The sequence below is a fragment of the Micromonospora echinospora genome, assembly GCF_014203425.1.
Taxonomy (GTDB): Bacteria; Actinomycetota; Actinomycetes; order Mycobacteriales; family Micromonosporaceae; genus Micromonospora; species Micromonospora echinospora_A.
The window spans coordinates 3,449,509-3,469,901 of the sequence record NZ_JACHJC010000001.1 but is presented as its reverse complement, the minus strand read 5'-3'; the positions used below and the strand labels follow the sequence as shown (position 1 = coordinate 3,469,901).

The following is a 20,393-nucleotide window of genomic DNA, read 5'->3' as shown; positions in this document are numbered from 1 at the left end:
GGGCGGTCAATTGCCCGAGCGGGTGCGAACGAGGGCGCGGCGGACGCCGTCACCGACGTAGGTGAAGGCGAGGACGGCGAGGAAGATCATCACGCCGGGCGGCCACACGAGGTACGGCGCGAGGCGCATGTTCGACGAGGCCGTCGAGAGCATCGAGCCCCAACTGGCCGCGGGTGCCTGTACGCCCAGCCCGAGGAAGCTCAGGCTCGCCTCGGCCGCGACGGCGGTACCCAGCGACACCGAGATGACGAGGATGATCGGCGGCAGCACGTTGGGCAGCACGTGCCGCACCGCGGTACGCGCGGTGCTGCAACCCAGGGCGATCGAGGCCTCGATGTAGGTCTCGTGCCGCACGTCCATCGTGCCGGCGCGGGCCACCCGGAAGAAGCGCGGGGCCATGACCAGGCCGATGGCGAGCATCGCGTTGGTGATGCCGGCGCCGAGGACCGCGACGATGGTGATGGCCAGCACGAGCGACGGGGCGCTCATGAGCGCGTCCATGACGCGGGTCAGGATCGCGTCGACCCAGCCGCCGCGGTAGCCCGCGATCATGCCGAACGGCAGACCGAGCACGAGCGCGACGGCCGCGGCCTGCAGCGCCGCCCACAGCGAGACCCGCGCCCCGAAGATGAGCCGGCTCAACACGTCCCGGCCGTAGTCGTCGGTCCCCAGCCAGTGCTCGGCGTTAGGTGGTCTGAGCCGCAGCAACAGGTTCTGCACGTCGGGGTCGTACGGCGCCAGGGCCGGTGCGAAGATCGCGATGAAGGTCAGCACGAGCAGGAAGACGCCGGCCACGATCGTCGCGGGGCGACGCACGATGCTCTTGAGGATGCCGGGGGCGGCGACCGGCTCCGGGTCGCCCGTGCCGATGGCCGCCGTCGGCACCTCGGCGCGGACGGTCTCGGCGAGGACGCCGGAGTCGTGCGAGTCGTTCCCCGGCGCCGGAGACGAGGGGGTCTGGTTCGCGCTCATGACCGCACCTTCGGGTTGAAGTAGCCGTAGGAGATGTCGACGATGAGGTTGACGAGCACGACGACAGTCGTGCTGAACAGGACGAAGCCGAGCAGCACCGGGATGTCACGCCCCTGAACCGCCTCGATGGCGGTACGACCGAGGCCCGGCATGTTGTAGATCATCTCGATGGTCACCGATCCGGCGAGGACCTCCGCGACGCGGAAGCCGAGGACGGTGACGACGGGGATGCACGCGTTCTTCAGGGAGTGCTTGAACACGACGCTGGAGCGCGACAGTCCCTTGGCCTCGGCGTTGAGGACGTAGTCGGTCTTCATGACCTGCCCGAGCGCCGAGCGTAGTTGCAGGGTCACCTCGGCCGCGGGAAGCAGACCGAGGGCGATGCCCGGCAGGACGAGGTGCGAGAGCCACGGCCAGAATCCGTCGGCCAGCGGTTGGTAGCCGAACGCCGGAAACATCTGCAGCCCCACCGCGAAGACCGAGGCGAGCACGAGGCCGAACCAGAAGCCCGGGATGGCGATCGCGACCGAGGCGAGCCCGTTGACGATCCGGTCGACGATACCGCCGGAGCGCAGCGTGGCCACGAGGGCGAGGGTGGCCCCGAGCACGACGGCGAAGATCATCGCGACCAGCACCAGCGACATCGTCGTGGCCATTCGCCGCGTCAGCAGCTCGATGACGGTCTGGTCAGAGAGGAAGGACGTGCCGAGGTCGCCGCGGAGGACGTCGCCGACCCACATGGCGTAGCGCACCAGGACCGGAGCGTTGAGGTTGAGCTCCTCGCGGATCGCCTCGACACGGTCCGGGGTCGGTTCGTCACCGGCCAGGACGACGGCCGGGTCGCCCGGGGCGAGTTCGATCAGGGCGAAGACGAGCAGCGGGACGACGAACAGCAGGGGTATTGCCGCGAGTAAGCGCCTGCTGGCGTAGCGGATCATGTCCTACCTCGACTCTGAGCGTGTGCCTGGGACTGCGCCTCACACGGCCTGGTGCCGGCAAGGCCGGTGGTGTCGCCGCCGGCCCCCGCCACAGCGGGGGGTCCGGCGGCGACGCCACCGGTGGTCAGGAGCGACCGGTTACTTCTTGACGGCGATGTGGCGCAGGTCCCAGATGCCGATGTTCGACATCGGGATGTTGTCGGTGCCGACGATGTTCGCCTTCGAGACGTTCGCGTTGGTCTGGTTGCACAGCGGCAGGAACCAGGCCTGCTCGAGCGTCGTCTTCCAGATGTCCTGGTACAGCGGGGCGCGCTTGTCCATCGACAGCGTGGGGTTGGCGGCCTCGGCCGCCTTGTCCGCGATGAGCGAGGGGTCCGCGGCGAGCTTGTACGTGTTCAGCAGGTAGGTGTTCACCGTCGCCGCCGGGTCGGCCTTCGGGCTCCACGAGGTGCCGACCATCAGCTCGAAGTCGCCGGCGATGAAGCGCGGCTCGTTCTCGGTGTTGGGCACGGGGTTGAGCGTCGCGTCGACGCCGACGGCCCGCAGGGACGCCTGCACGACGTTGGCCGGCTGCTCGGCGTTCGTGCCCGCGGCGAAGGTGACGGACACCTTGGCGCCGCCGGCCTGCTGCACGAGGGCCTTGGCCTTGTCCACGCTGAACTCGTACGGGTAGGTGTAGTTCGGGATGCGGCTCGGGTCCGTCTCGGGCACGACCTGGCGGGTCGGCGTGCAGTAGCCGCTGAAGAGCGCGCTGATCGCCTCCGGGTCGACCGCGTGGGCGATCGCCTGGCGGACCTCGGGCTTGGCGACGTCGCCCTTGTTGGCGCGCATGTAGACGCCGACGACGTTCTTGAACTTCACCTGGTTCTGCTGGAGACCGCTGCCCGGGGTGACGATCTTCTCCACCGTGGCGATCTCGCCGGCCGAGCTGAGCGGGGCCAGGTCGACCTGGCCGCTCTGCAGGCCGTTGAGGCGGGCGGCGGCGTCGGGCACGCGCTGCAGCTCGATGCCGCCGAGACGGCCGACGTTCGGGTCCCAGTAGTTGTCGGCCCGCTTGAGGACGAGCTTCTCCTGGGGGACGAGCTGGGTGGCGATGTACGGGCCGGAACCGGCGGTCCCGGGATTGTTCTTTAGGTCGGCGCCGTCCTTGATCGCCTTCGGGCTGACCATCATGCCGGCCGTGCCGGTGAACGACGCGGGCAACTGGACGCCCTTGCCCTTGACCAGCTTGAGCCGCGCGGTCGTCGCGTCGACGACCTCGACCGACTCGATGTCGGCGAGGTCGCTCTTGAGGGTCGAGCCCTCGAGGGTCTTGCCGCGCTCGATGTTGACCTTGACGGCCTCGGCGTCGAACGGCGTGCCGTCGTGGAACTTCACGTCGTCCCGGAGCTTGAGTTCCAGGACGCCGCCGTCCTCGACGAAGTTCCACTCCTTGGCCAGGCCCGGGACGATCTTGTCGTCCTTGTCCAGCATGGTCAGCCGGTCCCACACGAGGAACAGGTAGCCCCAGGCGCCGTAGCTCGTCTGGAGGGCCGGGTCGAGGTCACGCAACGGACCCGCCGACGCGAACTTGAGCACGGCCGAAGTGTCGATCTCGCCCTGCGCGGCGCTGCTGCCGCTGCCGGAGTTGTCCGACGAGCTGCAGCCGGCCATGGCGAGAGCCCCGACGCTGATCAACGCGACCACACGTTTGCGGGCCTTTATGTTGACGCCCATTCTCATCCTTCCTGAACAAGAGCCGAATCGTTCCGGCTGATAAGAGGTGGTGTTGTCCCGTCCGGCGGCTGCCGGGCGGGATCCGTGGGTCGCTGACGGCCTTCGAGTCTGTGGTGGTGGCCGGCGTCTCAGCCCTCCGCGGAGAGGATCAGTGCACTGGTGGGAACGCCGACGCCCGCCGTCACGAGGACGTTGCGTACGCCGTCGGGCTGGTTGGTCGAGGTCCCCCGGACGAGGCGGACGCCCTCCGCGACACCGTTCGTGCCGTGCAGGTATGCCTCGCCGATCTGGCCGCCGTGGGTGTTAGTCGGCAGCGACCCGGTGACCTCCAGGTTGCCGTCGGCGATGAAGTCCTTGGCCTCGCCGCGGCCGCAGAAGCCGTACTCCTCGAGCTGGTTGAGCACGTACGGCGTGAAGTGGTCGTAGAGGATCGCCGCGTCCATGTCGGCGGGGCCGAGCCCCGACTGGGCCCACAACTGCCGGGCGCAGAGCTCGACCTCGGGGATCCGGGTCAGGTCCTCCCGGTAGTAGCTGACCATCTGGTACTGGTCCGGCCCCAGGCCCTGGGCCGCCCCCCGGATGTAGACCGGGGTGGAGGACAGGTCCTTGGCGCGCTCGGCGCTGACGACGACCATCGCCTGGCCGCCGTCGGTCTCCTGGCAGCAGTCGAACAGATGCAGCGGCTCGGCGATCCAGCGCGAAGCCTGGTGCTCCTCGAGCGTGAGCGGCTTGCCGTAGAACCACGCCTTGGGGTTGTTCGCGGCGTGCTTGCGGGCGAGCACCGCCACCCGGCCGTAGTCCTCGCTGGTCGCGCCGTACCTGTGCATGTAGCGACGGGCGAACATCGCGGTGTGCTGGGCCGGAGTGAGCAGGCCGTACGGGTTGACCCAGGAGCGGTACTCGTTGTCCGAGGTGGCCTGGGTCTTCGCCGGCGGAGGTCCCTGCCCGAAGCGAACGCCGGAGCGCTCGTTGAAGGCGCGATACGCCACGACGACGTCGGCGATCCCGCTCGCGACGGCCATGGCGGCCTGCTGGACGGGGGCGCAGGCGCCGCCGCCGCCGTAGGGGATCCGGGAGAAGAACTTCAGCTCGGGGATGCCCAGGCTGCGGGCGACCATGTTCTCCGGGTTGGTCTCCATGGTGAAGGTCGTCATGCCGTCGACATCGGCGGGGCTCAGGCCCGCGTCGGCCAGGGCGGCCGTGACGGCCTCGACGGCCAGTTGCAGCTCGCTGCGGCCGGAGTCCTTCGAGAACTCCGTCGCGCCGATGCCGACGACCGCGGTGCGACCCGACAGGAAGTTGGACGTCACGTCACTGCTCCGATCCACGGGGCAGGCGCACTGTCACCTCGGAGATGGCGTGCCCACCCTTGCTGTTCATGCCACGCACCGCGACGCGCACGGTGTCCTCCTCGACGCCGACGACCTCGCCGGTCAGCCGCATCACGTCACCCGGGAAGTTCGGCACCCCGAGGCGGGTGCTCAGGCGCACCATGCGCGCGGCGGGGCCGGCCCAGTCGGTGACGTAGCGGCCGACGAGCCCGTTGGTGTGGTTGATGCTCATGTACGTGTCGGGGGTGCCGCGACGCTCGGCCTGGGCCGGGTCGTGGTGCACGTCCTCGTAGTCGCGGGTCGCGAGGGCGCCGGCGACGATGACGGTCCGGGTCAGCGGGATCTCGAGCTCCGGCAGCGTGTCGCCGAGGCTCACCTGCTCGATGGTGATCTGCGTGCCGCTCACAGCTGCTCCCCCTCGCCGACGAGGTCCGCGAGCTGCTGCAGGTGCCAGGCCCCCGAGCCGGCCGTGTTGGCCAGCTGCGTGGTCCAGAGCATGTAGCGGTGGACCGGATAGGTGACGTCGGCGCCCATGCCGCCGTGCACGTGCTGCACGGTGCGCGCGACGCGGTCGCCCGCCTCGGCGGCCCAGTACTTCGCGACGTGCGCTGCCGCACGGGACGGCCGCCCGGTGGTCTCGCGCCAGAGCGCGTTGAGGTAGGTGACCTCCATCGCCTCGGTGTCGATGTGGCAGTCGGCGAGCTGGTGGGCGACGGCCTGGAAGGTCGCGATCGGCACACCGAACTGCTCACGGCCCGAGGTGTAGTCGGCGGCCTGGCGTACGGCGGCCTGGCTGATGCCGCTCTGCAGAGCCGCCACGGCGGTCCACACCTGGCGCAGCAGCCAGTCGAGCCGGTCCTCCTCCGGGCCGTCGGCGAGCAGCCCTGCGGCGGCGCCGTCGAAGCGCACGTCGGAGGCGAGTCCACGGTCGGTGCGCTCGAAGGTGTCACGGCGTACCCCGGCGCCGGCGGTCGGCACGAGGTAGAGCCCGACCGCGCCCGCCTCGTCGGTGGCCGGGACGATGATGGCGTCGGCGAGGTGCGCCGAACGGACGCCGACCGCGGTGCCGCTCAGGGTGACCCCGTCACCGCCGGGCTCGGCGCCGGACCGCGCGCGAACGCGGGCGCCGTACGGCCGGGTGTCGGTCAGGTCATCGACGGCGACGGTGAGGACCGCGTCCCCGGCGGTGACGCGGGGCAGCCACTCGGCCTGCTGCTTGGCGTTGCCGTAGCGCAGCAGCGGCAGGACGCCGCCGACGAGGGTCTCCCACAGCGGGACGGTGCCCAGCGTGCGGCCCTGTTCGACGAAGACCCCGGCGATCTCCCACAGGCCCAGCCCGGCGCCGCCGTGCTCCTCGGGCACGGGCAGCCCGAGGATGCCGGACTCGGCCAGGTCGCGGTACAGGACGCGGTCGAAGCGGTCCTGCCCGGCCTCGATGTCGAAGAGCCGCTGCGGGTCGCCGTTGCGCGAGAAGACGTCGCGCGCCAGGTCGTTGACAGTGACCTGCTCCTCGGCGAGCTGGAAGTCCATCAGTTCCCTTCCTCTTCTGTGGGCTCCGGTGCGGAGGTCGCGGCCCGGAAACGCGGCAGCGTGAGGTTCTCGTCGTAGTCGAGCCAGTCGACCTGCACGGGCATGCCGATCTCGACCTCCTCGGCGTCCCCGGCGAAGTCGGCGACGAGGCGGGTGCCCTCTTCGAGATCGACGAGCACGACGGTGAGCGGGTAGTCGTACCCGGGAGCCTTCGGGTGGTGGCTGACGACGTAGCTGTGCACCGTGCCCCGGCCGCTCGCCTCGACCTCGTGCCACGCGTACGAGTGGCAGGAGGGGCAGATCGGGCCGGGCGGGTGGCGCAGCGTGCCGCAGTCGGTGCAGGCCTGGATGACGAGGCGACGCTGCGCGGCGGCCTCGAACCAGAACGCGTTGTCGCGCAGGATGAACGGCTTGTGCCGCAGCGCCGGGTCGGCGGCGGCCGGAGCCGCGGGCTTGGCGCCGGACGGGTCGAAGCGCAGGATGCGGAAGCGCTGGCGAGCCACGACCTCGTCGTTCTGGTCGGTGTAGGTGCGCAACGTCGTGATGAAGTGGCCGGTGCCCAGCCCGGTGGTCTTGCGCGGGGAGACGTCCTCGATGACAGTCGTCATCTTGATCTCGTCGCCCAGGCGCAGCTCGCGCACGTACTCGTGCTCGTCGTTGGTCGCGACGACCCCGACGAAGCCGGCGTCGGCGAGGAGCGCGAGCAGCCGGGCCATCGGGGTGTCCCGCGCGGCGCCCGCGGCCGCGGCCGTGTGTGCCTTGTAGCCGACCATGAGCCAGGTGGACAGCATCGGCGGCGGGGCGATGACACCCTCGCGGCCGGTGTCACGGGCGGCCTGGTCATCGACGTAGACGGGGTTCTCGTCGCCCATCGCCTCGACGAAGTGGCGGATCATCGCCTGGTTGACGGCGTCCTGGGCGTAGCGGGTGGGCGTGGCCTCGAGGCCGACGAACTCGCGCAGGCGGGCGAGGAAGGCCTCCTGGCCGGTGGCGTCGAGGGCGGGGGCCTGCGTCGTGGTGCTCATGCGGAACGTCCCTTCCTCGGCATGCCGAGACCGGCGACCGCGATCATGTCGCGCAGCACCTCGTTGGTGCCGCCGCCGAAGGTGTTGATGTAGGAGCCGCGGGTGTACGCCTCCAGCTGCCCGCCGAGGACGGCGTCCGGCGCGCCGGGTCGCCGGGTCGCGCGGGGCCCGACGACGGAGACGAGGTTGCGGCAGACCCGGTCGTGGGTCTCCGTGCCGTAGACCTTGGCGACCGACGCGGCGGCCGGCGCCGGGTTCTGGCCCTCCCCCACGACGGCGATCTTCCAGTTGAGCAGGCGCATCGCGGTCAGCTCGGCGTAGTCGCGGGCCAGCTCCGTGCGTACCCACGGCTTGTCGAGGACGCGGTTGCCGTCGGCGTCGGGCTCGGCGGCCCACGCGGCGACGTCGGTCCACAGCTGCTCGGTGCGCCCGCCCATCGCGGCCAGGCCCACCCGCTCGTGACCGAGCTGGCCGGTGATGAGGCGCCAGCCGCCGTTGACCTCGCCGACGAGGGCCTCGGGGCCGACGCGTACGTCCTCGTAGTAGGAGGCGTTGGTGTGGGTGATGCCGCTGGTGGCGATCGGCGTGCAGCTGAAGCCCGGGTCCGACGTCGGCACGATGAGGATGGTGATGCCCTTGTGCTTCGGGGCGGCGGGGTCGGTGCGCACGGCCATCCAGACGAAGTCGGCCTGGCTGACACCGCTGGTGAACACCTTCTGGCCGTTGACGACCCAGCCACCGTCGGGCGTGGCCTCGGCCCTGGCGCTCAGCGAGGCGAGGTCGGTGCCGGAGCCCGGCTCGCTGTAGCCGATGGCGAAGATGACGTCGCCGGTCAGCATGCCCGGCAGGTACGTGCGCTTCTGCTCCTCGGTGCCGTAGCGCATCAGCATCGGGCCGATGTTGTTGATGGTGACGAAGGGGAACGGCGCCTGGGCGCGGTTGATCTCGTCGAAGAGGATGTACTGGTCGATCGCCGGGCGGCCCTGGCCGCCGTACTCCGTGGGCCAGCCGAGCCCGAGCAGGCCGTCCTTGCCGATCTGACGGATGATCTCGCGGTAGGCCGGGCGGTCCTCGTTGGTGCCGCCGAGCGCCTCGCGGACCTCAGGCGTGAGCAGGCGCGCGAAGTAGGCTCGCAGCTCCCTGCTCAGCTCTCGCTGCTCGGGGGTGTACTCCAGGTACATGGATGTTCCTCATTCTCGGGGCGTGGGCGCCAGTCGGTGTGCCGGGCGGGCCGGCCGGTCAGGTGGCCGGCAGGAGCGCGGCACGTCCGTTGTCGGCGAACTGCTTCTCGAGGTCCCGGACGTCCGCCTCGGTCAGCGGGCGGTACGCGGTGGACGCGCCGTCCCGGACGTAGACGGGGTCGGTCGTGACCCAGGCGGTACGGCGCAGCACCTGCTTGGCGACCTTGCCGTTGCCCGTGCTGGGGATCTGGTCGACGATCCGCACGAAGCGGGGCCGCCACTTGGTGCCGAGGTCGGCCTGCTCGTCGAGGAAGGCGGTGAACGCCTCCGGGTCGAAGGTGGCGCCGCCACGCAGTTGGATCGCGCACATGACCTGGTCGCCGGTACGCGGGTCGGGCACGGCGAAGACGGGGGCGACCGCCACCCGGTCCCAGCGCTCGATGATCCGCTCGGCGGGCCCGGCCGCGAAGTTCTCGCTGTCGACGCGGATCCAGTCCGAGGAGCGGCCGGCGAAGTAGAAGTAGCCGTCGGCGTCGCGGTAGGCCAGGTCGCCGGACCAGAAGTCCTCGCCGCGGATCCGCTCGGCGGCGGCCTCGGGGTTCTTGTAGTAGCCCTCGAACCTCGCGGCCATGCCGACGCCGACGAGCTGGCCGATGGCCTCGTCGGCGTTGACGAGCCGCCCGGTCCCGTCGAGCACGGCCGGGGGGCACTCCAGCCCGGTCTCCTCGTTCATGACCTTGATCTCGGCGCCGGCGACGGCCACGCCGAGCGCCTCGGCCGGCGTCTCGGGGGTGCGGTTGATCCGCATGACGCCCTCGCTGGAGCCGTAGCCTTCGGAGATGACGACACCGAAGCGCTCGGCGAAGCGGGCGATGTCGGCGGCCGAGGCCTCGGTGCCGACGGCGCGCCGCAGCGTGCTCGTCGCGTCGCGTGGGTCGACCGGCTGGGCCAGGATGTAGGCGAGGGCCCGGCCGACGTAGTTGAAGTAGGTCACGCCGTGCTCGTGCACGTCGCGCACGAAGCCGGACGCGGAGAACTTGCGAACCATGCAGATGGTCGCGCCGCAGACCATGGCGGGGCCGAGGTTGAGCATGACGGCGTTGCCGTGGAACAACGGCATCGACATGTAGCTGACCGATTCGCGGGTCAGCTCGGTGCGGGTCAGCAGCGCCTCGGAGACCGCGGCGAGGCGCCCATGGGAGCAGATGACCGCCTTGGGCGCCCCGGTCGAGCCCGAGGAGAACATGAGCAGCAGGTTGGCGCGCGGGTCGACCTCGTCGGTGGGTACCGGCGCGCCGGCGTGCCGGGCCAGCCAGGCGGCGTACTCCAGGGAGTCGATGTTGCGCACCTGCCCGGCGGGGATGCCCAGGTCGAGCCCGTCGACGAGGCCGGCGAGGCGGTCTTCGGTGAGGAGCAGGTCGGTGTCGGTGTGCCGCACGTCGTGGGCCAGTTCGGCGCCACGCCGGGTCGGGTTGATCCCGACCACGGTGGCTCCGGCCAGCGCGGCGGCACAGATCCAGTACACGTAGTCGGGGGTGTTCTCCAGGAGCACCCCGATGTGCAGTGGCCTGCCCTCGGGCCGGGGCACGTCGTTCAGGGCGGCAGCCCGGTCGGCGGCTTCCTGCACGACCCGGCCCCAGGTGATGGTGCGGCCTTCGAAGAGCAGGCCGGGATGGTCGTCACCCGTGCGGGCGCGCACGATGTCGGCGAAGACGGCGGGTCCCGAGTTCCGGGCCACCGGGGCCTGTGTCGTCATTGACGTTTGCTCCGTCTCGTCCGTCGTCGAATGCGAGGCAGCAATCAAGCAAGCGCTTGGTCGAAGCGTAGAGTGAGGCTTGCCGCAGGTCAAGACCTTGACAACGCTTCCCACGGGCTGCTCGCGGCGAGCGCCGAGCGCACCCGGTCGGTGTCCTCACCACGGCGCCGCGGGGCCCGTGGGACGCCCGCGGGCGTACGCGAGAATCGGGGCGTGGGGGCCGGCTGAGCGACCCCCTCGACCTCGACGACGCCGCCCCGGGCACGCACCTGCGGGTGCTCGGCCGACTCGGCGATGTCCAGCACCGGGTGCACGCACGCGTCGACGCTCCCGAAGACGCTGGTCCACTCCTGCCGGGTGCGTCCGGCGAAGACCGACGCGATCCGCTCGGCCCAGCCGGCCCACCCCGACTCGTCGAACTGCCCCGGCCCGTCCTCCGGATCGAGGCCGAGGGTACGCAGGAACGCGTTGTAGAACTTCGCCTCGATGGCCGCCACGGACATGAACTTGTCGTCGGCGGTGCGGTACACCCGGTAGAAGTGCGCCCCACCGTCGAGGTAGTTCGTGCCACGGGTGAGGTTCCAGGCGCCCCGCGCGAGCATCGAGTGGATGACGACGGTGAGCAGCGCGCTGCCCTCGAGCATCGAGGCGTCCACGACCTGCCCACGCCCGGAGGAGACACGCTCCTGCAGGGCGGCCAGTACGCCGAAGGCCAGCACCATGCCGCCGCCGGCGAAGTCGGCCAGATACATCGGCGGCACGACGGGGCCGGTATCGGGCAGACCGATCGTGTCGAGCACCCCGGAGACGGCGATGTAGTTGAGGTCGTGCCCGGCGGCCGCGGCGAGGGGGCCGTCCTGGCCCCAGCCGGTCATCCGCGCCACGACCAGGCGCGGGTACCGCTCGGTGAGTTCGGCCGGGGCCAGGCCGAGACGTTCGAGCACCCCGGGCCGGAACGGGTCGAGCAGCACGTCCGCGTCGGCGAGCAGCCGGTGCACGAGCGCCCGGTCGGCCTCGGACTTCAGGTCGAGCGTGACCGTCGTACGGCCCCTGTCGATCGCGTTGACCTGCGCGCGCTCGCGCCGGTCGGGCTCGCCGGGCGGGTCGACCCGCACCACCTGGGCGCCCATGTCGGCGAGCATCATCGTCGCGAACGGCACCGGCCCCTGCCCACCGAGTTCGAGCAGGCGCAGGCCGGCCAGCGGTCCCTCGAACCGCCGGCCGGGGGCGGCGCTCACGCCTGTTCCCGGGTGCCGGCCGGAACCGGCAGGCCGGTCACGGCACGGGGGTCCGTGCTCCACGTCTGCGCAGTCACGCCCTCCTCGCGCAGGACCCGCTTGAGGACCCGCCCGACGGCGTTCTTGGGCAGTTCGGTGCGGACCTCGATGTGGGAGGGGACGGCGTACCGCGGGATCCGCGGGTGCAGCCACTCGAAGAGCTCCGCGGGGTCGATCTCCGCCCCGGGCGCGGGCACGACAGTCACCTTGAGGTCGTCCTCGGCCAGCGGGGAGGGGACCGCGTGGACGGCGACCTCGCCGACGGCCGGGTGGGTCGCGACGATGCCCTCGATCTCGAAGCTGGAGATGTTCTCGCCGCCGCGGCGCAGGTAGTCCTTACCACGGTCGACGAAGTAGAGGTAGCCGTCCTCGTCGAGACGGCCGTAGTCACCGCAGTGGAACCACAGGCCCCGGAAGACCTCCAGCGTCTTCTCCGGCTCCCGCCAGTAGCCGTTGAACATGATCGCCGGACGGTTGGGACGGGCGACGATCTCGCCGACCTCGCCGACGGGCAGCGGGTTGTCGTGCTCGTCGACGATGCGCACCTCGAAGGAGTCGTTGATCTTGCCCGCGCTCCCGGCGCGGTAACCCCCGGGTGGGGTGAGGGTGATCAGGCAGGCCTCGGTCAGGCCGTAGGCGCCCGAGCCGACCCGTTCGACGCCGAAGCGCTCCGTCCAGCGAGCGGCGAGCTCGGCGGTGACCGGCGAGCCGGACACGACGCGCAGCCGGCCGAAGGCCTCGCGGGCGGCCTCGGAGTCGGGTGCGCCGGCGATCATCGGCAGCATCGAGCCCATGAGCGCGGCCATTGTCGCGCGGCTACGCAGGATCTCGTCCCAGAAGCCCCGGACCGAGAAGCGCGACGCGAGGTCGATGGCCGAGCCGAGCTGGAGCGAACCCATGACGTGCCCGACGGCGGCCATGTGGAACAGCGGCATCGCCGTCCACAGGACGTCGCCGGAGTGGCGTTCGAGGTTCTCGTGCATCTGGCGGGCCATGTTCGCCACGTAGCCGTGGCTGACCATGCACGCCTTGGACGGCCCGGTCGTGCCGGCCGTGTAGATGAGGTGGCTGGTGGCGTACGCGTCGAGGTCCGGGGTGGTCGTCACCGCCGATCCCTCAGCGACGGCGACGTCGAAGTCGACGACCTCGGTGGCCCAGGCGGGCGCCGGGCCCGAGGCGGGCCGGATGGGGGCGCCGACGAGGACCGGCACCCGTAGCTCCGTGCCGATGAGGGCGTCGTCCAGGACGGGCACGAACTCGTCCTCGACGATCATCGCGACCGGGTCGGCGTCGAGCACCTGGTGGGCCAGTACGGGGCCACGGTTGCTCGTGTTCAGCGGAACGACGAAACCGCCGCAGAGCGTCGTCGCCCACCAGGAGACCAGGGCCAGGCGGCCGTTGCGGGCGAGGACGACGACCCGGTCGCCGGGAGCGACGCGGTCGGCGAGGAACCCGGCGAGGCGACGCGACGCGGCATCGAGCTCGGCCACTGTGAACGGGGCGCCGGCGAGGGTGAGGGTGAGGTCCGGCTGCTCGTCGAGCAGGCGGGACAGGGCGGGCAGGAGCGGGGTGGCTGCGGTGGGACGGTTCACTGGCTCTGGCTACCTTTCTTCGGGTCGGCCGCTCGCGGTGGCGGACGGCGGGGACCTGACGCTCAGCCCTTCGTCATCGCCACGGTCCGCAGGTCGAACAGGCCGAGGTTGGTCCACGGCAGCTGCTCGGCCCCGACGACCTTCGGGGAGGCGATGGTGGCGCTGGTGAGGTTGCAGATCGGGATGAACCACGCCTCGGTGAACAGCCGCTCCCACAGCTGGTGGTACTGCTTGGCACGCTCCTCGACGCTGGAGCGGGGGTCGGCGGCCTTGGCCGCGATCGGGCCGATGACCTCGGGGTCGGTGGCGAGCTTGTAGTTGCCGGTGAGGTAGTTGTCGACAGTGCCCGCCGGGTCGAGACGCGGGTTGAAGGTGTTCGACACCTCGAGCTCGAAGTCGCCGGCGATGAAGCGGGCCTCGGTCTCGGAGTTCGGCGTCGGGTTGAGCTTCGCGTCGATGCCGGCCTGGGACATGGCGGCCTGGATGGCGGTGGCGGGCTGCTCGGTGTTGGTGCCGGCGGAGAAGCTGATCGTCACCTTGGCCCCGCCGACCTCGGCGATCAGCGCCTTGGCCTTGGCCAGGTCGAACTCGTACGGGTAGGTCGCCGCCGCGTCCTCCCACGGGCTGTTCGGGTAGATGCTGCGGGTGGGCGTGCACGTGTCGGCGAAGAGCGCGCGGATGGCGGCCGGGTCGATCGAGCGCGCGATGGCCTCACGGACCCGCTTGTCCTTGAGGTCGCCCATGTTGGCGCGCAGCAGGATGCCGAGGACGTTACGGAACGGGCGGGTGGTCACCTTGAGCTGGCCGGTCTCGCCGAGCTGGCGGGCCTGGGTGATCTCGTTGGCCGAGGAGACGAAGCTGAGATCGGTCTGACCGCTGATGACGCCGTTGAGCCGGGTGGCGCCCTCGGGGACCCGGGTGATCTCCATGCCGGCGAGGCGTCCGGCGTTGGGGTCCCAGTAGGTGCCCTCGGCGCGCTTGACGACGTACTTCTCGTTGGGGACGAACTCGGTGGCGACGTACGGGCCCGAGCCGGCGTTGCCGGGGGCGCGCTTGAGGTCGACGCCGTCGGCGATCGCCTTGGGCGAGACCATCATCCCGGCGGCGGTGGCCAGGGCCGAGGGGAGCACGGCGCCGGTGCCCGGCTTGAGGTTGAGGCGCACGGTGTGCGCGTCGACGACTGTGACGCCGGTGATGCTGGCGAGATCCTGCTTGATGGTGCTCGTGGGCAGCGTCTGGCCGCGCTCGATGTTGACCTTGACGGCGTTGGCGTCGAAGGGCGTCCCGTCATGGAACTTGACGTCGTCGCGCAGGGCGAGTTCGAGGTAGGAGCCGTCCTCGGCGTAGGTCCACTTCTTGGCCAGGCCGGGGACGACCTGGTCGGTGGAGTCGACCATGGTGAGCCGGTCGTAGATCAGCGTCAGGTAGGGGTAGCCGCCGGGGGCCGGCTGCGCCGGGTCGAGGTTCTGGAACGGCGACGAGGCGCTCACCCGCAGGACGGCGTTGGGGTCGATCTCACCCGTGGTGGCACCGGGGTCGCTGGTCGGGGTGGCGGAGCAGGCTCCGACGGCGAGGGTGGCGGCGAGCAGGCTCACGGCGACGGCGAGGCGTCGGCGGCGCGGGAGGCGAGACACAGTGTTCCTTTCCTGACCTTCGGCCCGGGAGCGGGAGCGGCTCCGCGGGTCACCGGCGGTCCCAGGTGCCCCGGAGGGCGCCGGGTGCCGCCGAGGTCGTTCGGCGGTGGCCGTGCGGGCGCGATGGTCGTGGAGGTGGTGGATGGCGGCGCTGATGTGGAGCGCCTGCCCGGAACTGATCGGCATCCGCGCCCGAGGCTGGCGGTGTTGCGGCCGATCGCGATCCAAACAAGCGCTCGATTGGGAACCGTAGGGGCAGCGTGCGGGCACGTCAATAGCCGAACGGCGGCATGATCGACAAGGGGCGGCACACCGCGCGCAACCGTTGCCAGCGCGCGATCAGGTCGCTAAGGTGCCCATCAAGCAAGCGCTTGGTTGCTTGATGTCGGCCAAAGGAGTCCGCACTGTGGAAGCCCCCCTCGCCACGGCACAGCCCCGCGAAACCGGCATCGACGCGGTCGCCTCAGCCACCCGCCGGCTCATCGACGCGATCACGCGCGCGGGCGAGGCCGTCGACGCCGACGCCAACCGGATCGTGGCCGACCTCGACGCGCTCACCGCCCGGATCGACGCCCACGCCCCGGACCTCTCCGAGCGGATCGCGACGATGTGGCGCCAGCCCGGCCCGGGCCGCTTCGACCCCGCCGGCGGCACCGAGAACCCGCTGTCGCCGCCGGTGGCCCTCTGGGTCGAGCCGGACGGCTCACTACGCGGGGAGGTCACCCTGAGGCTTGCCTTTCAGGGGCCACCCGGGCACGTGCACGGCGGCACCTCGGCCATGCTCATGGACCACGCCCTCGGCATCGCCAACGCCCGCGCCGGATACGCCGCGGTGACCGTCGGGCTCGACATCTCCTTCCGCGCGGCCATCCCGATCGGCTCGACGATCACGATCCTGGCCCGGCACGACGGTCGCGACGGTCGCAAGGTGCGCAGCTCCGGCGAACTGCGCGTCGGGGACCTGACGTGCGTCACAGCCACGGGCACCTTCGTACTCATGGACGACCCGTCGACACGGGAGAAGTTCCGCCGCCCGTCGAGGGAGCAGGCATGAGCACCGATCCCCACCCGAGCACCGCCGCACCCGGCCCGCTCGCCGGCCGCGGCGCGCTCGTCATCGGCGGGGGCGGCGGCTTCGGCCGCGCCATCGCCGCCGCGCTGGCCGCCGACGGCGCCGCCGTGACGATCATGGGACGGACCGAGGCGACGCTGCGGGCGGCGGCCGAGACGATCGCCGCAGCCGCCCCTGGAGCACCACCGGTACGGATCAGCGCCGGCGACTCCACCCACGAGCGGGACGTCGCAGTCGCGGTACGCGCCGCCGACGAGACCCCGCTGGCGGCCGTCGTCACCACGGTCGGCGGCGGCACCTTCCGTCCCGTGCTCGCCCTCGACGCCGAGACCCTGGAGCACGACTTCCGGCGCAACGTCACCACGGCGCTGCACGCCATCCGGCACGGCGGACAGGCCCTGGCCGCGCACGGTGGGGGCGCGATCGTGTGCACCTCGTCGAGCGCGGGCGGGCACTCCTTCCCGTTCATGCCGTCGTACTCGGTGAGCAAGGCCGCACTCGAGGCACTCGTCCGGGTCGCCGCCGACGAACTCGGCCACCTCGCGGTACGGGTCAACGTCGTACGCCCCGGCATCGTCGCCACCGACGGGGCCAACCCGGGCCTGCTGCTGGCCGACCCCGAGCTGGCCGCCGCGACCATCGCCGAGAAGCCCCTGTCGCGGATCGGGCGCGCCGAGGACGTCGCCGCCGCGGTCCGCTTCCTGTGCGGTCCCGGCTCCTCATGGATCACCGGCGCCTGCCTGCCCGTCGAGGGCGGGGCCCACCTGCGGCGCGCGCCCCGGCTGGAGAAGCTCGCCCGGATCGTCAACGGCGACGAGGTCGTCGACGCCACCCTGGAGGGCCGCATCCCGTGACGACACCACAGGCACCCGCCACCCGGATGGAGCTGACCACGACGCTGCCGCCGACGACGGCGCTGCGCGAGGTGCCCGCGGTAGTGGCGCGCATCGAACGGCTCGGCTTCGACACCGTGCACATCCCCGAGACGACGCACGACTCCCTGGCGGTCGCGCTGCTCGCGGCCGAGCACACCAGCCGGATCACCGTACGCACCAGCATGACGCTGGCGTTCCCCCGCAGCCCGATGGTGACCGCGTACGCCGCGTGGGACCTCGCGCGGTTCTCCGAGGGTCGCTTCCAGCTCGGTCTGGCCACCCAGGTGCGCGGCAACATCGTCGGCCGCTTCTCGGTACCGTGGGAGCGGCCGGTCGAGAACCTGCGCGACTACCTCGCCTCGATCCGGGCGATCTTCGCCTCGTTCAGCACCGGTGAGCCCCTGGAGCACGAGGGCAGCCACTACCGCTTCACCCGGCTCCAGCCGTACTTCAATCCGGGCCCGCTGTCTACCGCCGCCCCGGCGCTCTACACCGGCGGGGTCAACCGACGCGTCTGTGAGGTGGCCGGCGAGCTCGCCGACGGCTTCGTCACCCACGCGACGAACTCGCACCCGAGTCACCTGCGCACTGTCGTGCTTCCCGCGCTGCGCGCCGGGGCCGAGCGGGCCGGACGCGCCGGTATCCCCCGGGTCGTCGTGGTGTCCAAGTCGATCACCGGTCCGACGCCGGCCGCACTCGCCGCGAGCCGCGACTCCGCCCGCCAGGAGCTGGCGTTCCTCTTCTCCACACCCGCCTACCGCACGACCCTGGACCGGCTCGGCCTGGGCCGGGTCGGCGAACGGCTCGCCGCGATGGCCGCCTCCGGGCGCTGGACGGGACTCGCCGGCACCCTCGACGACGAGACCCTGGCCACGCTCATCCCGCACGGCACCTACGCCGAGCTGCCGGACGTGCTCGGGCAGGCCTACGGCGGGATCGCCGACGGGCTCGGGCTCGGGCTGCCGCTCGACCCAGACGACGACGAGGACTTCGGCGCGTTGCTCGAACGCCTCCGGCTCATCCCGACGAGTGCCGCGTCCCGCACCCCGCCCGCGACCGCCGGACCCACGAGCGCGACGCGCGGCGTCGCCGGATCGGAGACCCTGTCATGACCGCACGCGTAGGGCTGCTCACCCCGGTCGTCGTCCAACATCCGCGCACCGCGGCCGCCTGGGAACGGGACGTCCTGTCCGGCCCCGACGTCGGCGGTGCGCTGCTCGCCGTCGCCCGCGCCGCCGACGACCTGGGCTACCACCATCTGACATGCAGCGAGCACGTCGCCGTGCCCGCCCCGATCGCCGTCGAGCGGGGCGCGACGTACTTCGACCCCGTGGCCACGCTGTCGTTCCTCGCCTCGGCGACGCGCCGCGTCCGGCTCGCGACGAACGTCGTCGTCATCGGCTACCACCATCCGCTCGCCCTCGCCAAGACCTACGGCACCCTCGACCTGCTCAGCGGCGGGCGCGTCGTCCTCGGGATCGGGGTCGGCAGCCTCGAAGAGGAGTTCGACCTGCTCGGCGCCGAGTTCGCCGGGCGCGGCGCGATCGCGGACGAAGCGATCACGGCCCTGCGCGCGGCGTGGGGCAGGGCCGTGCCGCACCACGAGGGGCCCCACTTCACGTTCACCGACTTCGTCGTCGAACCGCACGCGCCGCGCACCACGGTGCCGCTGTGGATCGGTGGGCGCACCCGCCGCTCGCTACGCCGCGCCGTGGCGTACGGCACCGGGTGGGCACCGTTCGGCCTCGGGCCGCGGGAGCTGACCCGCATGTGGAACTCCGTGGAACGCCCCGACGGCTTCGACCTCGTGCTGCAGATTCCGCCGCTGGACCCGCTCGGGGACCCGGACGGCTCCCGCGAGCACCTGCGCACAGCCGATGCCGTCGGGGCGACCGCTGTCAACGCGAGCCTCGTGGCCACCTCGGCGGCCCACCACCTCGAGCAGATGGCCGCGCTGCGCGAGCTCGCCCCGGAACGCTTCGAGGCGAACGCGTCCACGACCTGACCGGCCGTCGACCGGCTCGGCCGGCGAGGCCCGATCGAAAGGAACCCACCATGACCGACTCGCAGCCCGACCGGCTGGCCCTGCTCGAGGCGCGCCTCGAGCAGGCCGAACGGCGCCTCGCCGCAGCCGAGGACCAGATCGCCCTCTGGCGGATCGTGGCCAGCTACGGCCCCGCCGTGGACAGCGGCTCGGCCGAGATCACCGCCCAGTTGTGGACCGAGGAGGGCGTGTACGACACCTACCCGGTCGTGCTCAACGGCCGGGACGCCCTGCGCGGCATGGTCAACGGTGAGCGGCACCAGTCCCTGATCCACTCGGGCGCCGCCCACCTCATGGGGCTGCCGCACATCGTCGTCGACGGCGATCGGGCCGTCGTGACGAACTACTCGCAGCTCGTGCTCAGCGCTCCCGACCAGAACGGCTACCGGATCTGGCGTACCGGGTCAAACCGGTGGGAGTTCACCCGCACCGACGAGGGCTGGAAGGTGACCCACCGCTGGAACCGCCAGCTCGACGGCACCGACGAGGGCCGCGACCTCCTCGCCCGCGCCGTCGAGTCCGAGGCCTGAGGCCGTGCGCATCGGCCTCAGCTCCCCGGTCCTGGCCGACTCCGGGCCCCGGCCTCCGTGGGAGGCCGGGGCCGGGGTCGCCGAGTTGCGGAAGGTCTTCACGACCGCCGACCGGCTCGGGTACGAATTCTTCACCTGCCCGGAGCACGTCAGCGTGTCACCGGGGCTGGCACGAGGTGAACGCTTCTACGACCCGGTCGCGACGTTCTCGTACCTCGCGGCGATCACCGAGCGGATCCGCTTCCTGCCGTACGTGCTCGTGCTCGGGCTGCACCATCCGCTCGAGTTGGCCAAGCGGTACGGCACCCTCGACCACCTCAGCGGCGGACGGGTCGTCCTCGGAGTCGGCGTCGGCAACCTTGAAGAGGAGTTCGCGCTGCTCGGGCGTCCGTTCGCCGACCGCGGGCCACGGGCCGACGACGCCCTGCGGGCCCTGCGGGCGTCCCTGTCGGTACGGCTCGCGACCTACCACGGGGAGTACTACCACTTCACCGAGCAGGTGGTCAGCCCGCACGCTGTTCAGGAGAAGGTCCCGATCTGGGTCGGTGGGCACAGCAAGCGTGCCCTCCGGCGCGCGGTCACCCTGGGCGACGGGTGGGCGCCGGCCCCCGTCACGTATCGCGGACCGGACCTGGAGACCCTGCCGCGGATGCTCGCCGAGCACGACCTGCCGGAGGGGTTCGACGTCGTCATCACGCCTCCGGCCCGCCTCGACCCGACGGGCGCCCCGGAGGCCGCGCTCGACCTCGTCGGCCGGATCGGCGAGGCGGGGGGCACCGTGGTCAACCTCGTCGTACGGCACCGTGACCTGGCCGAGTACCTCGACCAGCTCGCGGCGGCAGCCGAGCTCTTCGGTCTCGACCGCCGCGACTGAGCACGGCCGTGGACGCCGGGACCCGGCGTCGAGCCCCGGCGTCCAC

18 protein-coding genes are annotated in these 20,393 nt (G+C 71.6%); 6 read left to right on the top strand and 12 right to left on the bottom strand.

What is annotated here, in order from left to right; translation table 11 throughout:
* Positions 1 to 6: 6 nt before the first annotated feature.
* The 12 genes from FHU28_RS16170 to FHU28_RS16115 form a co-directional block, all read right to left on the bottom strand.
* Positions 7 to 972 carry an ABC transporter permease gene (locus tag FHU28_RS16170; protein WP_184685037.1) on the bottom strand — a complete coding sequence of 322 codons (966 nt, stop codon included), beginning with the start codon at positions 970 to 972 and terminating at the stop codon, positions 7 to 9.
* A complete protein-coding gene (locus FHU28_RS16165) occupies positions 969 to 1,910 on the bottom strand; it encodes an ABC transporter permease (protein ID WP_184685035.1) in 942 nt (313 codons plus the stop codon). The genes FHU28_RS16170 and FHU28_RS16165 overlap by 4 nt, the downstream gene beginning before the upstream one ends.
* A 138-nt stretch (positions 1,911 to 2,048) precedes the next feature.
* Entirely contained in the window at positions 2,049 to 3,626 is a 1,578-nt protein-coding gene (locus tag FHU28_RS16160; protein WP_184685033.1) for an ABC transporter substrate-binding protein, read from the bottom strand.
* A gap of 128 nt (positions 3,627 to 3,754) precedes the next feature.
* Positions 3,755 to 4,936 carry a lipid-transfer protein gene (locus FHU28_RS16155; RefSeq protein ID WP_184685031.1) on the bottom strand — a complete coding sequence of 394 codons (1,182 nt, stop codon included), beginning with the start codon at positions 4,934 to 4,936 and terminating at the stop codon, positions 3,755 to 3,757.
* A 1-nt stretch (position 4,937) separates the two neighbouring features.
* Complete coding sequence (locus FHU28_RS16150) at positions 4,938 to 5,363, bottom strand: MaoC/PaaZ C-terminal domain-containing protein (RefSeq protein ID WP_198937703.1); 426 nt, start codon at positions 5,361 to 5,363, stop codon at positions 4,938 to 4,940.
* A complete protein-coding gene (locus tag FHU28_RS16145; RefSeq protein WP_184685029.1) occupies positions 5,360 to 6,487 on the bottom strand; it encodes an acyl-CoA dehydrogenase family protein in 1,128 nt (375 codons plus the stop codon). Before FHU28_RS16145 ends, FHU28_RS16150 begins: the two co-directional genes overlap by 4 nt.
* Entirely contained in the window at positions 6,487 to 7,512 is a 1,026-nt protein-coding gene (locus FHU28_RS16140; protein WP_184685026.1) for a bifunctional MaoC family dehydratase N-terminal/OB-fold nucleic acid binding domain-containing protein, read from the bottom strand. The genes FHU28_RS16145 and FHU28_RS16140 overlap by 1 nt, the downstream gene beginning before the upstream one ends.
* Positions 7,509 to 8,693: an acyl-CoA dehydrogenase family protein gene (locus FHU28_RS16135; protein WP_073831589.1), complete on the bottom strand. Its 1,185-nt coding sequence runs from the start codon at positions 8,691 to 8,693 to the stop codon at positions 7,509 to 7,511. Before FHU28_RS16135 ends, FHU28_RS16140 begins: the two co-directional genes overlap by 4 nt.
* Positions 8,694 to 8,751: 58 nt before the next feature.
* A complete protein-coding gene (locus FHU28_RS16130) occupies positions 8,752 to 10,449 on the bottom strand; it encodes an AMP-binding protein (RefSeq protein ID WP_184685024.1) in 1,698 nt (565 codons plus the stop codon).
* Between the two features lie 89 nt (positions 10,450 to 10,538).
* Entirely contained in the window at positions 10,539 to 11,687 is a 1,149-nt protein-coding gene (locus FHU28_RS16125; RefSeq protein WP_184685021.1) for a CaiB/BaiF CoA transferase family protein, read from the bottom strand.
* Positions 11,684 to 13,318 carry an AMP-binding protein gene (locus FHU28_RS16120; protein ID WP_184685018.1) on the bottom strand — a complete coding sequence of 545 codons (1,635 nt, stop codon included), beginning with the start codon at positions 13,316 to 13,318 and terminating at the stop codon, positions 11,684 to 11,686. Before FHU28_RS16120 ends, FHU28_RS16125 begins: the two co-directional genes overlap by 4 nt.
* Positions 13,319 to 13,380: 62 nt before the next feature.
* Positions 13,381 to 14,952: an ABC transporter substrate-binding protein gene (locus FHU28_RS16115; RefSeq protein WP_221453215.1), complete on the bottom strand. Its 1,572-nt coding sequence runs from the start codon at positions 14,950 to 14,952 to the stop codon at positions 13,381 to 13,383.
* Positions 14,953 to 15,358: 406 nt separating this feature from the next.
* Here FHU28_RS16115 and FHU28_RS16110 point away from each other — a divergent pair, with 406 nt between their 5' ends.
* The 6 genes from FHU28_RS16110 to FHU28_RS16085 are packed head-to-tail and all read left to right on the top strand — an operon-like array spanning position 15,359 to position 20,347.
* The gene (locus FHU28_RS16110) at positions 15,359 to 16,006 is read left to right on the top strand and encodes a PaaI family thioesterase (protein WP_184685012.1); all 648 of its coding nucleotides are present in this window, start codon (positions 15,359 to 15,361) and stop codon (positions 16,004 to 16,006) included.
* Positions 16,003 to 16,878, top strand: a complete 876-nt coding sequence (locus FHU28_RS16105) for an SDR family NAD(P)-dependent oxidoreductase (RefSeq protein WP_184685010.1) — start codon at positions 16,003 to 16,005, stop codon at positions 16,876 to 16,878. Before FHU28_RS16110 ends, FHU28_RS16105 begins: the two co-directional genes overlap by 4 nt.
* A complete protein-coding gene (locus tag FHU28_RS16100; protein WP_221453214.1) occupies positions 16,875 to 18,011 on the top strand; it encodes a TIGR03617 family F420-dependent LLM class oxidoreductase in 1,137 nt (378 codons plus the stop codon). The genes FHU28_RS16105 and FHU28_RS16100 overlap by 4 nt, the downstream gene beginning before the upstream one ends.
* The gene (locus FHU28_RS16095; protein WP_184685008.1) at positions 18,008 to 18,904 is read left to right on the top strand and encodes an LLM class F420-dependent oxidoreductase; all 897 of its coding nucleotides are present in this window, start codon (positions 18,008 to 18,010) and stop codon (positions 18,902 to 18,904) included. Before FHU28_RS16100 ends, FHU28_RS16095 begins: the two co-directional genes overlap by 4 nt.
* 50 nt (positions 18,905 to 18,954) lie before the next feature.
* A complete protein-coding gene (locus FHU28_RS16090; RefSeq protein WP_184685006.1) occupies positions 18,955 to 19,473 on the top strand; it encodes a nuclear transport factor 2 family protein in 519 nt (172 codons plus the stop codon).
* Positions 19,474 to 19,477: 4 nt separating this feature from the next.
* Entirely contained in the window at positions 19,478 to 20,347 is an 870-nt protein-coding gene (locus FHU28_RS16085) for a TIGR03619 family F420-dependent LLM class oxidoreductase (RefSeq protein ID WP_184685004.1), read from the top strand.
* Positions 20,348 to 20,393 lie beyond the last annotated feature (46 nt).

What these genes read in the sequence shown, in the direction of transcription:
- FHU28_RS16090 (WP_184685006.1), top strand. Translation starts at nt 18,955, where the DNA reads ATGACCGACTCGCAGCCCGACCGGCTGGCCCTGCTCGAGGCGCGCCTC.
- FHU28_RS16170 (WP_184685037.1), bottom strand. Translation starts at nt 972, where the DNA reads ATGAGCGCGAACCAGACCCCCTCGTCTCCGGCGCCGGGGAACGACTCG.
- FHU28_RS16105 (WP_184685010.1), top strand. Translation starts at nt 16,003, where the DNA reads ATGAGCACCGATCCCCACCCGAGCACCGCCGCACCCGGCCCGCTCGCC.
- FHU28_RS16145 (WP_184685029.1), bottom strand. Translation starts at nt 6,487, where the DNA reads ATGGACTTCCAGCTCGCCGAGGAGCAGGTCACTGTCAACGACCTGGCG.
- FHU28_RS16135 (WP_073831589.1), bottom strand. Translation starts at nt 8,693, where the DNA reads ATGTACCTGGAGTACACCCCCGAGCAGCGAGAGCTGAGCAGGGAGCTG.
- FHU28_RS16095 (WP_184685008.1), top strand. Translation starts at nt 18,008, where the DNA reads ATGACCGCACGCGTAGGGCTGCTCACCCCGGTCGTCGTCCAACATCCG.
- FHU28_RS16160 (WP_184685033.1), bottom strand. Translation starts at nt 3,626, where the DNA reads ATGGGCGTCAACATAAAGGCCCGCAAACGTGTGGTCGCGTTGATCAGC.
- FHU28_RS16165 (WP_184685035.1), bottom strand. Translation starts at nt 1,910, where the DNA reads ATGATCCGCTACGCCAGCAGGCGCTTACTCGCGGCAATACCCCTGCTG.
- FHU28_RS16140 (WP_184685026.1), bottom strand. Translation starts at nt 7,512, where the DNA reads ATGAGCACCACGACGCAGGCCCCCGCCCTCGACGCCACCGGCCAGGAG.
- FHU28_RS16130 (WP_184685024.1), bottom strand. Translation starts at nt 10,449, where the DNA reads ATGACGACACAGGCCCCGGTGGCCCGGAACTCGGGACCCGCCGTCTTC.